General features: G+C 61.5%; 10 protein-coding genes. 2 read left to right on the plus strand and 8 right to left on the minus strand.

All coding sequences use genetic code 11. The annotated features are described in order from the left end of the window. Nucleotides 1-23 precede the first annotated feature (23 nt). The 6 genes from CJEIK_RS10405 to CJEIK_RS10430 form a co-directional block, all read right to left on the minus strand. Nucleotides 24-773 carry a succinate dehydrogenase/fumarate reductase iron-sulfur subunit gene (locus CJEIK_RS10405; protein WP_005292183.1) on the minus strand — a complete coding sequence of 250 codons (750 nt, stop codon included), beginning with the start codon at nt 771-773 and terminating at the stop codon, nt 24-26. Then, complete coding sequence (locus tag CJEIK_RS10410) at nt 773-2806, minus strand: fumarate reductase/succinate dehydrogenase flavoprotein subunit (protein WP_005292186.1); 2034 nt, start codon at nt 2804-2806, stop codon at nt 773-775. Before CJEIK_RS10410 ends, CJEIK_RS10405 begins: the two co-directional genes overlap by 1 nt. A 33-nt stretch (nt 2807-2839) precedes the next feature. Further along, nucleotides 2840-3625 carry a succinate dehydrogenase cytochrome b subunit gene (locus tag CJEIK_RS10415; protein ID WP_005292188.1) on the minus strand — a complete coding sequence of 262 codons (786 nt, stop codon included), beginning with the start codon at nt 3623-3625 and terminating at the stop codon, nt 2840-2842. 334 nt (nt 3626-3959) lie between these two features. Next, complete coding sequence (locus CJEIK_RS10420) at nt 3960-6638, minus strand: glycoside hydrolase family 65 protein (protein ID WP_005292190.1); 2679 nt, start codon at nt 6636-6638, stop codon at nt 3960-3962. Between the two features lie 117 nt (nt 6639-6755). Then, complete coding sequence (locus tag CJEIK_RS10425; RefSeq protein WP_005292192.1) at nt 6756-7514, minus strand: HAD family hydrolase; 759 nt, start codon at nt 7512-7514, stop codon at nt 6756-6758. Nucleotides 7515-7718: 204 nt separating this feature from the next. Then, complete coding sequence (locus tag CJEIK_RS10430; protein ID WP_005292193.1) at nt 7719-9914, minus strand: malate synthase G; 2196 nt, start codon at nt 9912-9914, stop codon at nt 7719-7721. Nucleotides 9915-10428: 514 nt separating this feature from the next. On the opposite strand from CJEIK_RS10430, the gene aceA reads away from it, so the two are divergent. Both aceA and ramB read left to right on the plus strand, forming a co-directional pair. Beyond that, nucleotides 10429-11724: an isocitrate lyase gene (aceA, locus tag CJEIK_RS10435; RefSeq protein WP_005292196.1), complete on the plus strand. Its 1296-nt coding sequence runs from the start codon at nt 10429-10431 to the stop codon at nt 11722-11724. A 183-nt stretch (nt 11725-11907) separates the two neighbouring features. Next, the gene (ramB, locus tag CJEIK_RS10440; RefSeq protein WP_005292197.1) at nt 11908-13413 is read left to right on the plus strand and encodes an acetate metabolism transcriptional regulator RamB; all 1506 of its coding nucleotides are present in this window, start codon (nt 11908-11910) and stop codon (nt 13411-13413) included. A gap of 15 nt (nt 13414-13428) precedes the next feature. Here ramB and CJEIK_RS10445 read toward each other — a convergent pair whose 3' ends face one another. Then, nucleotides 13429-14532 (minus strand): hypothetical protein, encoded by a 1104-nt coding sequence (locus CJEIK_RS10445; protein WP_011274227.1) that lies wholly within the window; start codon nt 14530-14532, stop codon nt 13429-13431. Between the two features lie 181 nt (nt 14533-14713). Continuing rightward, entirely contained in the window at nt 14714-16144 is a 1431-nt protein-coding gene (gene lpdA, locus CJEIK_RS10450; protein ID WP_011274228.1) for a dihydrolipoyl dehydrogenase, read from the minus strand. Nucleotides 16145-16254 lie beyond the last annotated feature (110 nt).

A 16254-nucleotide genomic window follows, 5' to 3' on the forward strand; every position in this document is an offset into this window, starting at 1 on the left:
TGATACTTGTCTTGGAGTTGATCTTAGTCATCCTTGCCGCGGAAAGCGGCACGGGTGCGTTCCTTTGTGATAGCTGCCACAGCCGTCAGCGGGATACCCGCCGGGCAAACGTCAGCACACTCGCCGTACAGCGAGCAAGGACCGAAAGTACCCTCGACCTCATCAACCATCTTGCGGGCGCGCTTGCCGCGCTCCTCACGCCCCAGCGGGGACAGCGTCAGGTGCACCAGCTTTGCGCCGGTGAACAGGTGAGCTGCACCGTTCGGGCAAGCGGCAACACAGGCGCCACAGCCGATGCAGGCTGCGTGATCCAGTGCCTTCTCAGCGTCGGAGTGGTTCACCAGCAGGGAGTCTGCATCCGGAGCGGTGCCGGCCATGACGGATACGAAGCCGCCCTTTTCCATCACGCGGTCCAGCGCGGAACGGTCGACGACCATGTCCTTGATCACCGGGTACGCAGCAGAGCGCAGCGGCTCCAGCTTGATGGTGTCGCCGTCGTTGAAGGAAAGCAGGCGCTGCTGGCAGGCCGGCTTGTTCTTGTCCGGGCCGTGGGGACGGTCGTTGACCATCAGACCACAGGTGCCACAGATACCCTCGCGGCAGTCCGAGGCGAAAGCAAAGGGCTCCTTGCCGTCCTCAACGTACTGGTTGTTTACGTGGTCGAGCAGCTCCAGGATGGACATCTGCTCTGCAGCGTCGTCAACGTCAACAGACTCGAAGTGGCCTTCGGCATTCGGGCCCGCCTGACGCCAGATTTCAAGATGCAGTTTCATTACTTGTAATTCCTTGTCATCAGCGGGATACGGTCGAAGTACAGGGGCTCAGAGTGGCGGATGAACTTGTTCTCGCCATTCGGCTCCCAGGCGGAGACGAAGCACCAGTTGTCATCGTCACGCTCTGCCTCGCCGTCTTCGGACAGGTGGTCATCGCGGTAGTGCGCACCACAGGACTCGTCGCGATCCAGTGCGTCCACGCACATCAGCTCGCCCAGATCCAGGTAGTCGGCAACGCGGGTTGCGTACTCCAGGGTCTGGTTCATTTCCTCGGTACCGCCCGGGATGTGGACGTTGGCCCAGAAGTCCTTGCGCAGTGCGCGGATCTTCTCGATGCCGTCCTTCATGTCCTTCACGTTGCGGGACACACCACAGGAGAAGTACAGGATCTCGCCCAGCTGGCGGTGGTAGTACTCCGGACCGTGCGGGTTGTCGCCCTTGATGGTGGTCAGACGTTCGATGCGGTCCTTGGCACGCTGCAAGGCCTCCTGAGCTGCCGGGGAATCGGCGGCCGGGATCTCCTCGCCCAGGTGCGGTGCCAGGTAGTTCGGAATGGTGAACGGCAGGGTGAACCAGCCCTCCACGGAGGAGGACAGCAGGGAGTTAGCACCCAGGCGGTTCGCGCCGTGGTACATCCAGGAGGACTCGCCAGAGCAGAACAGACCGTCGATGGACGTCATCTCGTTGAAGTCGGTCCACAGGCCACCCATGGTGTAGTGGCAGGTCGGGGCGATGCGCATCGGGGTCTCGTAGGCAGACTCGCCGATGGCCTCTTCGTACATCTGGATCAGGTTGGAGTAGCGCTCGCGAATCGTGTCCTTGCCGAGACGCTGGATAGCGTCGCCCAGGTCCAGGTACACGGAGTTCTTCATCGGGCCCACACCGTAGCCAGCGTTAATCTGCTGAGCGTTGGCACGGGAAGCGATGTCACGCGGAACCAGGTTGCCGAAGGCCGGGTAGCGGCGCTCCAGGAAGTAATCGCGCTCGTCCTCCGGGATGTCGTTCGGCTTGCGGTCGTCGCCCTTCTTCTTCGGGGTCCAGATGCGGCCGTCGTTACGCAGCGACTCGGACATCAGGATCGTCTTGGACTGCCAGGTGGAGTTCACCGGCAGGCCCGTCGGGTGGAACTGCACGAAGGACGGGGACGCCATGTATGCACCCAGCTCGTAGGCGCGCATGATGGCCGAGGCGTTGGAGTTCTTGGCCAGCGTGGACATGTGGTACACGTTGCCGTAACCGCCGGTGGCCAGCACGGTTGCGTGGCCGGTGTGAGCCTTCAGCTCGCCGGTCAGCAGGTTGCGCATGATCACGCCCTCACAGCGGCCGTCGTTGACGATCAGGTCAACCAGGTCGTTGTGAGTGAAGATCTCCACGTGGCCGGCACCGATCTGGCGGTACAGCGCAGAGGTGGTGGCCAGCTGCAGCTGCTGACCTGTTTGGCCACGGGTGTAGTAGGTACGGGAGACCTGAACACCACCGAAGGAACGGGTTGCCAGGGTGCCGCCGTACTCACGGGAGAACGGTGCGCCGACAGCGTTCATGTGGTCAATGACCTTCGGGGACTCCATAGCCAGGCGCCAGCAGTCGTTCTCGCGGCAACGGTAGTCGCCGCCCTTGACCGTGTCCTTCGCGTGCAGGTAGGTGGAGTCGTTATCCAGCTTCTTACCGCGGGAGGAGTTCACACCACCCTGCGCAGCAATGGAGTGCGCGCGGCGCGGGGAATCGTGGTAGGTGAACACCTTGACGTCGTATCCCAGCTCGCCAAGTGCGGCGGCTGCAGCGCCACCGGCTAGGCCGGTGCCGACGATGAGGATGCGGAACTTGTTGCGGTTCAGCGGAGACACCATTCCGAAGTGCTCCTTGGCGTACTGCCACTGCTTGTCCTGGCCGACTGCGTGGGGTGCGTTGTCCTTCAGAACCTTGCCGACGGTCACGCCCTCAACGACGGATTCCGGCGCAGTGAAAGCGGCGACGGCCTTGTCGTAGTCGAAGTCCGCGGTCTGATTGTGCGGGTGGTTAGTTACTTCGCTCATTTAACTCTCTTCTCCTTGTAACCAGACTCGCCGTTATTGCCCAGCCGGGACGAACGGGACCTGATCAACCAACCCAAACATCACAGCCAGCGGGATGGAGATGTTGCCGATCATTACGATCGCGGGCAGCAGGTAAGCGATCCACAGCATGACCTTGCGGGTGCGGTGGCCGGTGATGCCCAGGTCCGAGGTGGCAGTCCAGATGCCGTGGGACAGGTGCATGAACAGGATCAGCATCGCCAGGATGTAGAAGATAGCCACAGCCGGGCGGTCAAAGGATGCAATCAGGTTCTGGTAGGCGGCGTGTGCGCCGTCAGTCGGGCCCTGGAAGTCTTCGGAAGCGACCGGCTTTACGCCCATCGTCAGATCCAGGATGTGGAAGATGATAAACAGCAGCAGTACAACGCCGGTGACAATCATGCTGCGGGCGGTAAAGGTATTCCAGCTACCAACCATGCCCTTACGGCGGTAACGGCCGCGGGACTGGTGGGCACGGCCGGTCAGTGCAAATGCACACCATACGTGCAGGATCAGGGAAACCAGCAGCACGATACGAGCAACCCACAGGAAGGACTCGTGTGGCAGCAGCGGGTAACCGAACTCACGCAGGAAGTCGGCGTAGGTGTTGAAGGATTCGGCCCCCATGTAAACCTTCAGGTTTCCAACCATGTGAACCAGGACGAACAGCGCGAAGATGATGCCCGTGATGGCCATCGTCAGCTTCATCGCCCACGAAGGGAAGCCTGGCTTCTCGCGCAGGCTCGAAGTTCTCAGTTTTCCGTGAGCGATTGCCTCACGGTCGTCATATTTAACAGTCATGGCACCTCCAGTGTCATAGACACTGTATGTGCTTAAGCCCCCCTCGGACTACTCGTGTACCTGCATATTCCCGGTCTTACACCCCGTTATGGGGTACAGCATTTCCGCAATACAAACCTTGCAAAAATACCCATAACGTTACGACCGTACTGTTAGATTCCTCCTAAACGGCCGTCACTGCGCGGCGTCACACTGGTCACACGGTTTTCGAGGGTCTCCCTGTTTCTTTCCTATTGACGCCACACCCCATTCCCCTTTTGCGCCCATCGCTCACCTCGCAGGGATGCGGGGGTGACGGCGCGCGCCGGCGGTAGGCGTCAGAAAATGTATATTTTTATAGCTTTACCCAGTGATCCGGGGAACCATGCTTAGAACCGCCGTCTGCGCCCCGGGCAGCTTCGCCCCCATCGGCCGCATCGGCACGGTGTTCGCTGAGCAGCGTCGCGCCCTTCACAACGACGGGTTCGTGGCCGACGACGACCTCCTCGCCCATGACCCAGATTGGGCCGACCTTGCGGTCGCCCTCCTCGAGCACCAGCTCGACCTCGCCGGGGCGAACCTCCACGCGCAGGCGCTCGCCATACAGGGTGATGTGGTAGGTCAGGGATTCCCACTCGTCCGGCAGGCGCGGGTCGATGGTGTACTGCCCGTAGAAATCACGGAAGCCACCGAAACCATTGGTCAGCGCCGTCCACGCGCCACCGCACGAGGCGATGTGCACGCCATCCGAGGCGTTGTGGTGCAGGTCGCCCATGTCCACGAACAGGCCGCGGTAGAAGAACTCCTCTGCCTTCTCCTTGTAGCCCAGCTCCGCCGCGATGATGGACTGGACGACGGCCGACAATGTGGAATCTCCCGTGGTCAGAATGTCGTAGTAGTCGTAGTCCGCGCGCTTGACCTCGGTGGAGAAGCGCTGGCCCTGCAGGAACAGAGCCAGCACGACGTCGGCCTGCTTCAAGATTTGGTAGCGGTAGATCGTCAGCGGGTGGTAGTGCAGCAGCAGCGGGCGCTTTGGGCCGACCTCCGGATCGTCCAGGTCCCAGATGCGCCGGTGCAGGAACTGGTCGTCCTGGGGGTTGACCTTCAACTCCTCGTTGTACGGGATGTACATGCACTCGGCGGCCTTGCGCCAGAGATCAACCTCTGCCTGGGTGATGTGCTTCAGGTTCTGCAGGTTGCGGTATTCCTCGGGGCGTTCCTTTTCCGTCTGGCTTACCACCGCAGCCGCGACCTCCAGGTTGTACTGGGCCATCACGTTTGTGTACAGGTTGTTGTTCACCACGGTCGTGTACTCGTCCGGTCCGGTCACAGAGTGGATCTCGAACTTATCCTGCTTGCTGTTGAAAAAGCCGATGGACATCCAAAACCGGGCGGTCTCCACCAGCAGGCTGATGCCCTGCTGCAGCAGGAATTCCGTATCGCCCGTGGCGTAGACGTACTTCATCAGCGCAAACGCGATGTCCGCATCGATGTGGTACTGCGCGGTACCCGCCGCGTAGTAGGCCGAGGATTCCTGACCATTGATGGTGCGCCACGGAAACAGGGCGCCGTCGTGTGACAGCTCCAGTGCGCGCTGTTTGGCCGCGGGCAACATGTCGTAGCGGAAGCGCAGGGCGTTTCGGGCCAGGTTGGGGTTGGTGTAGCAGAGGAACGGCATCACGTAGATCTCCGTGTCCCAGAAGTAATGGCCACCGTAGCCGGAGCCGGTCATACCCTTTGCTGGCACGCCGTTGGTCTCCGCGCGGGCGGAGGCCTGGATCAACTGGAAGATGTTCCAGCGCACCGCCTGCTGCAGCGCGGGCTGGCCGGCAATGCGCACGTCGGAACGCTCCCAGAAGCGGGCCAGCCACTCGGCCTGGTTATCCATCAGGTTGCTAAAGCCCACCGACTTCGCGCGGTTGATGGTGCGGGCGCAGCGGAATGCGAGCTCCTGCGGAGCCACGTGGCGGGAGGAGTGATACGCCGTAAACTTCTCCAGGCGCATCTTCATCCCCTTCTTACCGTTCAGGTGGTACGTCACGCGGGCGACGTCCTCCTCCACCTCCGTGGAGACCTCCACGCCGGTGTCCACGCCCGTGTCCGTCTCATCCGAGGGGTTGTCGATATCCAGGATGTGGTCCATGGAGACCGTCACGGTCATGCCCGAGTGGTTGATCTGGTAGCCCAGCGTGGCGCGCTCCGGCTCCGTGCTGGACTGATACTTCGGGATGAACACGCGATCCTGGAACTGCTCGCCCTTGCGCGGGTCGAAACCCTCCTCGCCGGCCACGCGGGCGTTGTTATCCGGGAACTCTCCCTGGCCGTCCTCGCGGTTCAGTAGCTGGGAGGAGACCACGACGGCTGCCGGCGCGTCTAGCAGCTCGACCTCTAGGGACTGCAGCGCCAGGTGGCGCTCCTGGAAGCTCACCATACGCTCGGAGGTCACGCGCACGTGCTTGCCGCCCGGAGTGCGCCAAACCAGACTGCGGCGCAGCACGCCCTCGCGAAAGTCCAGGCTGCGGTTATATTCCATGACCTCCGCGTTGCCCAGGCGTAGCGGCTCGTCGTCGATGTACAGTCGCATAGCCTTGGCATCCGGCACCGAGACGATACTCTGCCCCATGCGTGCCAGGCCGTAGGCATCCTCCGCGTGCTCTATGTCCCAGGTTTCGTGCACGCCATTGATGAATGTGCCGTGAGTCTGGGAATCGCGCCCTTCCTCCGGGTTGCCGCGCAGGCCCAGGTAGCCGTTGGACAGCGCGAAGAGAGTTTCAGAAACGCCCAGGTCCATGAAGTTCGGGCGGGTTTCAATCAGAGCCCATTCGTCAACCGGGTTGTTGTCGCGGTCCACAGACTCCAAAGGATTCACCGCGCTGTGCTTCATGTCCGCGCGGAAGCCCTCCGCACGCAAGTCGCCACCGTCGATCGGGCGCTTGTACCCCGGCTCCGCGCCCTCTCTTCGGGTCGCTAGGAAATCTTTCAGGCGCTGGTCTTCCGGGCTGCGCTTGGTCTGTCGTTGGGCGTTGATCCCCATAGTGCTTCTGGTTTCTCCGTTTAGTTCTGTCTAGTTCCGTCTACTTCTGTGTAACTCTGTGTAAGCCTGTGTAAGTCCGTTAAAGGCCTCTGCCCACCGGCTTCCCGGTCACTCGCTCTAGCCCAATAGGTCCGCCAGGTCGTCGACCACAATGTCTGCGCCGTGTTCGTGCAGCGCCTCCGCGCCCGCCCCGCGATCCACGCCGATAACCAGCCCGAACTTGCCCGCCTTACCGCTGGCCACACCACTGGTGGCGTCCTCGACCACCACAGCATTTTCCGCATTGGCGCCGAGCTGCTGCGCGCCATACAGGTACGTATCTGGTGCGGGTTTACCCGGCAGGTTCTTTTCGGACGCCACCTTCCCATCCACTACAACCTCAAACCGATCGAGCAGCCCCGCCGCCTTAAGCACTGGTCGGGCGTTCTTCGAGGAAGAGACAATCGCGATCTGCGGGGCCTTCTCCCCCGCCGCGGCACGTTCCCGGATGGCATCCAGCAGCTGCACGGAGCCCTCGTAGGCCTGCACGCCTTCCTCCACCAGCTTCAGGAAGTCCGCGTTCTTGCGGGCGCCCAAGCCGTGGATCGTGTCCTGATCCGCGTTATCGTCCGGGTTGCCCTCCGGAACCTCGATGCCACGGCTGGCCAGCAGGGCAGCCACGCCCTCGTCGCGGCGACGGCCGTCCAGGTAGTCGAAGTAATCCTGTTCGGTGTAGGGCTCAGCCCCCTTGCCCTCCAGGAACGCACTAAACATCCGTGCCCACGCCTGGCGGTGGAGCTCTGCGGTCGGGGTGATCACGCCGTCGAGGTCGAAAAGTACGGCGTCAAAATCAAAGAGAGATCGGGCGGGCGGGGTGCCAAAGGTGGTGACGGACAAAGTCGGGCTCCTTCCGGGGCGCCTTGGTGAATGTGCGGTCGTGCATGTGTGTTCGCGTGACCACCAGTCTAACCAGGGGGTCGGACAACTGTCCGTGCAAGGAGATTGGGTGAAAATGGGTATAAGAAAACCGCCGGGTGAGGCGGGCTCACACCGGCGGTTAGGTCCTTAACGCTTTAGGCAGCGTTGGCCTCGCGCGAGGCTTTAGGCGATGCCGTTTTTAGCCTTGAACTCCAAACGACGGGCATGCAGAATCGGCTCAGTGTAACCAGCCGGCTGCTCCAGACCCTTGAACACCAAATCCTTCGCAGCCTGGAAAGCCACAGACTCATCAAAGTTCGGCGCCATGTTGCGGTAGTTCGCGTCACCAGCGTTCTGCTCATCCACCTTCGCAGCCATACGCTGCAAAGACTCCAGAACCTGCTCCTCGGTCACCACACCATGCTTCAGCCAGTTAGCCAGGTGCTGGGAGTTAATACGGCAGGTAGCGCGGTCCTCCATCAGGTCAATGTCGTGGATATCCGGGATCTTGGAGCAACCAACACCCTGCTCCACCCAGCGGACCACATAGCCCAGGATGGACTGGGAGTTGTTGTCAATCTCCTCGGCGATCTCCTCAGCAGACCAATCAGCGGACTCTGCTACCGGGATGGTCAGGATATCGCCAAGGGTCTCACGGCGGCCCTCGGTGCGCAGCTTGTCCTGTACCTCGAAGACATCCACCTCGTGGTAGTGGGTTGCATGCAGCGTTGCACCCGTCGGCGACGGAACCCACGCGGTGGAAGCGCCCTCCTTCGGCTGGCCGATCTTCTGCTCCAGCATGTCAGCCATCAGCTCAGTCTTGGCCCACATACCCTTACCGATCTGCGACTTACCCGGCAGACCGTGCGCCAGACCAGCATCCACATTGTTGTCCTCGTAAGCCAGCTTCCACGGCGCGGTCTGCAAATCAGCCTTACGCACCATCGGGCCAGCCAGCATAGAGGTGTGGATCTCGTCACCAGTGCGGTCCAGGAAGCCGGTGTTAATAAACGCCAGACGCTCCTTAACCTGCGCGATGCAAGCATCCAAGTTGGCAGTGGTACGACGCTCCTCGTCCATCACACCAACCTTCAAGGTAAACCGCTCCAGACCCAGCAGATCCTCCACCGCACCGAACAGGTCATTGGTGAACGCAACCTCCTCCGGGCCGTGCTGCTTCGGCTTCACAATGTAGATCGAACCGTTACGGGAGTTACGCAGCGGGTTGTTCTCATCCAGCCCCGGGATCGCAGCAGCCGAAGTAATAACGGCATCCATGATGCCCTCGAAAATCTCCTCACCATTCTGGTCCAGGATCGCCGGGTTCTGCATCAGGTGGCCAACGTTACGCACAAACAGCAGGGAACGACCGTGCAGACGCAGCTCCTCACCATCACGGGAGGTAAACACACGATCCTCGTTGAGCTTACGAGTGAAGGTCTTGCCGCCCTTCTCCACCTCCTCGGTGAGGTTGCCGGTGTTCAGACCGAGCCAGTTGCGGTAGCCCAGGGTCTTGTCGGTTGCGTCGACAGCGGCGACGGAGTCCTCGAAGTCCATGATCGTGGAGATTGCGGATTCGAGGTTCAGGTCCTTCACGCCGGCCTTGTCGGTCTTGCCGATCGGGGACTCCGGGTCGATCTGAATGTCGATGTACAGGCCATTGTTGTACAGCAGGATGTCAGTCGGGTTGGCCTTGTCGCCACCGAAGCCCGCGTAGACCTCCGGGTTGCGCAGGTGCACATCGTTGCCGTCGATGGTGGCGGTCAGCTGGCCGGACTCGACAGCGTACTTGGTGACGTCCTTGTGGGAGCCGGACTCCAGCGGCACAACGCGGTCCAGGAACTCGCGGCCCCACTCGATGACCTTGTCACCGCGGACCTTGTTGTAGCCGGTGCCCTTCTCCTGGCCGTTTTCCTCAGAGATGGCGTCGGTGCCGTACAGAGCGTCGTACAGGGAACCCCAGCGGGCGTTCGCCGCGTTCAGCGCGAAGCGGGCGTTCAGGATCGGCACCACCAGCTGCGGGCCGCCGGTCGTGCCGACCTCCGGGTCGATGTTCTGGGTCGTAATCTCGAAGTCGCCCGGCTCGTCGACCAGGTAGCCGATCTCCTTCAGGAAGGCCTTGTACTCCTCCGGATCCTGAGCACCCTTGTGCTCCTCGTACCAGGCGTCCATCTTCTTCTGCAGCTCGTCGCGAGTGTTCAGCAGCTCGCGGTTGCGCGGGGTGTACTCCTCGACGATCTTGCCGAAGCCATCCCAGAACTTCTCCTGCTCCTCGGCGGAATCCTTGCCGATGACGGGAAGTACCTCAGTGTTAACAAAGTCGTAGAGAGTCTTGGCAACCTGAAGGCCGCCGGCAGTTACGCGCTCGGTCTGGGTCATAGTGACGTGGCTCCTCACATATCAATCGATTTACCTATCTAAAGGTCTCTATCCTCAAAGACTAGGTGAGTTCCCTCACGATCGGCATGAAGTTGGTCATAGATCGCACTTTTCCCACCCCCACCGATGGGGATAACCGGGCAAAGCTGTTCCTTTTTTCTTTTTTGACGCCCCGAGTGACTTCGTGGCGCACCACACCTATAAGCGCAGCAAGAGAGCCACATCACGTTCACACGTTAAGGCGTCACTCAGAATCAGTGAGGAAAAAACTTCACAAGATTTACAAAAAGGGGAGCCACCCCCACACAGAAATATCCTCCTAACCCGCATTGACGTGGTTGTTTAGGTTGGTACTCTCGAAGGCAGAGACACGGAACGCAGACTTCACCTCCACTGCGCTGGAAAGCTCTGTCGAGGTTCTGGAGCATGCAGATCGTGTCCCCCCCGCCAGGAACCCCCCGGGCAGGGACCAAGACATAACTCTCCCCTTAATTAGTAAGGAAGTGACCCCTACATGTCGAACGTCGGCAAGGCACGTACCGCTGAAGAAATCCAGAAGGACTGGGACGAGAACCCCCGCTGGGCTCACGTCGAGCGCGATTACACCGCAGAGCAGGTCGCTGAGCTGCAGGGCACCGTTGTTGAAGAGCACACCCTGGCACGCCGCGGCGCTGAGATCCTGTGGGAAGCAGTCAACAAGGATGACGACTCCTACATCAACGCCCTGGGCGCCCTGACCGGTAACCAGGCCGTTCAGCAGGTCCGCGCAGGTCTGAAGGCTGTTTACCTGTCCGGTTGGCAGGTTGCAGGTGACGCTAACCTGTCCGGCCACACCTACCCCGACCAGTCCCTGTACCCGGCGAACTCCGTTCCGTCCGTCGTTCAGCGCATCAACAACGCGCTGTCCCGCGCAGACGAGATCGCTCGCGTTGAGGGCGACACCTCCGTTGACAACTGGCTGGTTCCGATCGTTGCCGACGGTGAGGCTGGCTTCGGCGGCGCACTGAACGTTTACGAGCTGCAGAAGGCCATGATCAAGGCCGGCGCTGCAGGTACCCACTGGGAGGACCAGCTGGCCTCCGAGAAGAAGTGTGGCCACCTGGGCGGCAAGGTCCTGATCCCGACCCAGCAGCACATCCGTACCCTGAACTCTGCACGTCTGGCAGCTGACGTTGCCAACACCCCGACCCTGGTTGTTGCTCGTACCGACGCTGAGGCCGCTACCCTGCTGACCTCCGACGTTGACGATCGCGACAAGCCGTTCCTGACCGGCGGCCGCACCGCTGAGGGCTTCTACAACGTGCAGAACGGCATCGAGCCCTGCATCGCCCGTGCGAAGGCATACGCTCCGTACGCTGACCTGATCTGGATGGAGACCGGCACCCCGGACCTGGAGCTGGCTAAGAAGTTCGCTGAGGCTGTTCGCTCCGAGTACCCGGACCAGCTGCTGGCTTACAACTGCTCCCCGTCCTTCAACTGGTCTGCACACCTGGACGACGACACCATCGCCAAGTTCCAGAACGAGCTGGGCGCAATGGGCTTCAAGTTCCAGTTCATCACCCTGGCTGGCTTCCACGCTCTGAACCACTCCATGTTCGACCTGGCTTACGGCTACGCCCGCAACCAGATGACCGCTTTCGTGGAGCTGCAGAACCGCGAGTTCGCTTCCGCCAAGGAGCGCGGCTTCACCGCTGTGAAGCACCAGCGCGAGGTCGGTGCTGGCTACTTCGACAAGATCGCCACCACCGTCGACCCGAACTCCTCCACCACCGCTCTGAAGGGCTCCACCGAGGAGGGCCAGTTCCACTAAGCCGCTTGTTGCCAAGCGCTAGGAACTAGCTGCGCGGGCGGTACAGCCCGCACACTACTTAAGTCCGGTCAGCACAAAAGTGCTGGCCGGACTCTTTCTCTTTCCTGACAAGCAGTTACTACGGATGAAGCCAATGGCAACTTGGCCCATGCCCCAAAGCCTCCGAATATACTGGTGAGCACCATGGGAAAACCGACTGAACGCACATCTGCACGCGCCACTGAGAGCAATACCGAGCGCCCCTTCGTCGGCTCCCGCCTTCGCCAGCTACGCAAGGAACGCGGAATCTCCCAAGCCCGCCTCGCAGAGATCCTGGACCTCTCCGCCAGCTACGTGAACCAGATCGAGCACGACGGGCGCCCGCTGACCGCCGCCGTGTTAGAGCGCATTACCGCCGCCTTCGGCGTCGACCCAACCTTCTTCGCCGACCAAGACTCCACTCGCCTGCTGGCGGAAGTCCAGGACGTCACCCTGGACCCGGAGATCAGCCCCACCCCGGCGGACGTCACCGAGCTCGCAGCACTGGTGAAGAACCACCCGGACCTGGCCCGCGCCTTCGTGGACCTCCACTCCCGCTACCGGAACGTCTCGGATACCCTCTCGCTGCTCACCGAGGAGCGCGTGCAGGGCTCCGCCATCCTCTCCATCACGCCCAAGGGTGAGCTCTTCGGCCGGGCCTCCGGGCCAGAGGCGTTCTCAATGCCACACGATGAAGTCCGCGACTTCTTCTACGCACGACAGAACTACATCGATGTTCTGGATGTAGCGGCGGAGAAGTTGGCGTCCAAAATAAACATCGGGGCGAACCAAATACACCACACAGAACAAATCATCGCCGAACGGCTACAACAGGTGCACCAAGTGCAGGTGATCTACTCGCGCGACCTGGGTGATACACAGCACAAGTTCGACCCAAAGCGAAAGACGCTCCACGTGTCGTCGAAGATGCGCCCCGGGCAGATCGCATTCCGGCTGGCCACCGAGCTGGCATTCCTAGAGGCCGGAACGACCATCGACTCGCTGGTGGAGCTGGGGCACTTCCAGTCCGAAGAATCCCGCGCGCTCGCCCGGCGCGGCCTGGCCAGCTACTATGCCGCCGCGCTGCTACTGCCCTACCAACAGTTCCACAGCTCCGCGGAGGAATCGCGCTACGACCTGGAGTTCCTTATGCGCGAATACGGCGTGGGCTACGAGACGGTCTGCCACCGCCTCTCCAGTCTGCAGCGCCCCAGCCTGCGCGGCGTTCCCTGGACCTTCGTGCGCGTGGACCGTGCGGGCAACATGTCCAAGCGCCAGTCGGCGACGGGGCTGCACCTTTCCAACTCCGGCGGCACGTGCCCGCTGTGGAATGTGTACGAAACGTTTAGCTATCCCGGCAAGATCATGCGGCAGATCGCGCAAATGCCAGACGGGAGAACCTACCTGTGGATCGCGCGCACCGTGAACCACCACCGCGCGGCATGGGGCCAGCCGGGGAAGATGTTCGCCATCGGTTTGGGCTGCGAGCTGCGGCACGCCGACCGGACGGTGTATTCGGACGGTCTGGACTTAGAGGACACGTCCGCGGCAGTGCCGATCGGCTCCGGATGCCGACTGTGCCCGCGCGATAACTGCCCGCAGCGTGCGTTCCCGCCGATCCACCGCTCGCTGGAGATCGACCCGCACCGTTCGAGTGTGTCGCCCTACTAGTTCGCCCTACTAGCGCTAGTCGCCGTCGAAAAGCCCGACGATCTGCCTGCGCTGCAGTTCGCGACGGTTGTATGTGGCCTCGCGCACCGATTCGTCGGTATCGAAGCTCGAGCCGAGTGCCCCACCGAGGGTGCCTAGTGACGCCGCAAACCATGCCAGCGTCAAATAATCCAGTGGCGTGATAGTCGAGTTCACTCGGCTTTCGAAGAAGGGCACCGGCACAACGGCGGCGCTGACCAGCAGCATCGTCAAGTAGATCAGGGCATACACGCCCGTCGCGGAGATCAGTACAGTGCCGGTGGTGGCCAGGTTATCCATCCGGGCGCGCCACCACTCCACACTGTCGGTTGAAGCTTGCGTGGTGGCTACATCGGCGCCCACGCTCAACACGGACGGTTCCGCCTTACGGCTATATCCCCCATTCCACAGGCCGTTTTTGTAGATCAACCAGAAGGTCAGCAGGGTGATGGAAAGGATAGTGATCATGATCTGCCGCCATGAACTGATCAGGTAGGACATTTCCCACACCGAACCGTAGAAGATGCCGAAGCCGCCGGTGGCCACGCCAGTGGCCAGGCAGCTGGAGAGCACCTTGAGCAACTGGCCGGGGCGGTTTCCGCGGATCATCCCCAGCAGCAGGCGCAGGGTCCGCCCGCGGCCTTCGAGTACGCGGGTGGTATCGGCCTCTACGTCGCCGCCCTCGATCTCGTCTACACCCTTTTCGCGCTGGCCGGCTCCGGCGTGCTTGCCGCAGACCAGGCGCGAAAGTTCTTGCCGTAGACCCTCCTTGGCCCGCAGCAGGCCGAAGGCGGGCAGGCACAGCATGGTGGCCTTGCCCTGCTCGACGGTCTGGCTGATTACCGGCCTGCGGGTGGTCAGCGGCAGGTCGGTGACGTAAACAAGCCGATCCCAGCCGTAGTCACGCAGGATTCCGGGGGCGGTGTCGGCTAGGCGGACGTTGCCGAACTCGTCCATCGGCAGCGTTCCGGTACGGAATTCGAGGATGGGTTTAGTCCCGGAGACGTGATTCTCCGAGGCCTTAGCTAGCTGTTGCAGCATGGCGCGTACGCGCACCGCTGGCAGTCCTCGGTCTGCCAGCAAGCCAATCTTCTCTGGCAAGTCTGGGCACCAATCGTGGCAGGGGGAGGGGTTCGGAGGGATTCGCTCGAAATCCTACTCCACCTGCGCCTTACCAAGGAAATGTTGGCCGTTTAACGCGAAAACCGGCCCGTGCCTTCAAGGAAACTTCCAGGGGAAGCTTCGCAAAGGCGCGGGCCGGTCAGCTGGCCGATGAACCTTTCTAGAGGTTGATCATGTGGCCGCCGGCGATGCCGTGGGCGGCCTCCTTCATAGCCTCCGACAGGGTCGGGTGCGTGTGAACGTTGCGGGAGATCTCCTCGGCCGTCAGGTCGAAGCGCTGCGCCAGGGTCAGCTCCGGCAGCAGTTCGGAGACGTCCGGACCGACCATGTGGGCGCCCAGCAGCTCGCCGTATTCAGCGTCTGCCACCAGCTTCACAAAGCCCACCGCGTGGCCCAGGCCCTGTGCCTTGCCGTTGGCGGTGTAGGGGAAGGTGGCGACCTTTACCTCGCGGCCTTCCTCCTCTGCCTTCTTCTTGGCTGCTTCCTCGGTGTAGCCGAAGGATGCAACCTGCGGAGAGCAGAAGGTAGCGCGCGGCATCATCTGGTAGTCGCCGAGCAGCTCGGTCTCTTCGCCCGCGATAACCTCGGCGGCAACCACGCCCTGTGCTTCGGCAACGTGTGCCAGCTGCAGCTTGGCGGTGACGTCACCGATGGCGTAGATGTGTGGAACGCTGGTGCGCATCTCGTCGTCAATGTCGATCGCACCGCGCTCGGTCAGCTTCACGCCGGTGTTCTCCAGGCCGAAGCCCTCCACGCGGGGAGCGAAGCCGATAGAGACCATCACGCGGTCTGCCTTCAGCGTTTCGTTCTTAGAGCCGTCGGCGGACTCGATGTCCACCTCCACGCCCTTGCCTTCGCCCAGGTCGCGGACAGCGGTGGTCTTGTGACCGGTCTTCAGGGTTACGCCCAGCTTCTTGTACTGCTTGGCAATTTCCTTGGAAACGTCCTTGTCCTCGTTCGGCAGGACGCGGTCCATGAACTCAACGACGGTGATGTCAACGCCGAAGTTGGACAGTACGTAAGCGAATTCCATGCCGATGGCGCCCGCGCCGATGATGACCATGGAGTCCGGCTTGTTCTCGTCCAGGATCTGCTCTTCGTAGGAGACGATGTTGCCGCCCAGCTCTACGCCCGGCAGGGACTTCACAACGGAACCGGTGGCGATGATGCAGTTGTCGAAGGTGATGGTCTTGCCTGCGTCGTCGCCGTCGGAGACCTCGATGGTCTTGTCATCAACGAAGTTGCCGCGGCCGTGGATCTCCTGAATCTTGTTCTTCTTCATCAGGAAGTGCACGCCCTTGACGATGTTGCCCGAGACCTTGCGGGAGCGCTGGTGCGCTACCTTGAAGTCCATCGAGATGTTGTCGCCGGTAATGCCGTAGGTCTTGGCTTCCTTGGTGATGGTGTGCGCAAGTTCGGCGTTGCGGATTAGCGCCTTCGAGGGGATGCAGCCCACGTTGAGGCATACGCCGCCCCAGTACTGCTTTTCGATAACGGCGGTCTTCAGACCCAACTGAGCGGCACGAATCGCCGCCACGTATCCGCCAGGGCCTGCTCCGAGTACTACTACGTCAAAATGTTCTTTAGCCACAAGTCCCAAGGGTACTTAATGTTCGTCTCTCATGTTTGTCGGGCTCGTCTTGCTCTTGGTCCCACCCTTTGTCTTTCTTATTGACGCCACCCGCATTCCCAGCCCACATC

The organism is Corynebacterium jeikeium, from assembly GCF_028609885.1.
GTDB lineage: Bacteria > Actinomycetota > Actinomycetes > Mycobacteriales > Mycobacteriaceae > Corynebacterium > Corynebacterium jeikeium.

Coding starts and splice junctions, on each gene's coding strand:
- CJEIK_RS10420 (WP_005292190.1), bottom strand. CDS start 6,638: ATGGGGATCAACGCCCAACGACAGACCAAGCGCAGCCCGGAAGACCAG.
- CJEIK_RS10405 (WP_005292183.1), bottom strand. CDS start 773: ATGAAACTGCATCTTGAAATCTGGCGTCAGGCGGGCCCGAATGCCGAA.
- CJEIK_RS10410 (WP_005292186.1), bottom strand. CDS start 2,806: ATGAGCGAAGTAACTAACCACCCGCACAATCAGACCGCGGACTTCGAC.
- ramB (WP_005292197.1), top strand. CDS start 11,908: ATGGGAAAACCGACTGAACGCACATCTGCACGCGCCACTGAGAGCAAT.
- CJEIK_RS10415 (WP_005292188.1), bottom strand. CDS start 3,625: ATGACTGTTAAATATGACGACCGTGAGGCAATCGCTCACGGAAAACTG.
- CJEIK_RS10430 (WP_005292193.1), bottom strand. CDS start 9,914: ATGACCCAGACCGAGCGCGTAACTGCCGGCGGCCTTCAGGTTGCCAAG.
- aceA (WP_005292196.1), top strand. CDS start 10,429: ATGTCGAACGTCGGCAAGGCACGTACCGCTGAAGAAATCCAGAAGGAC.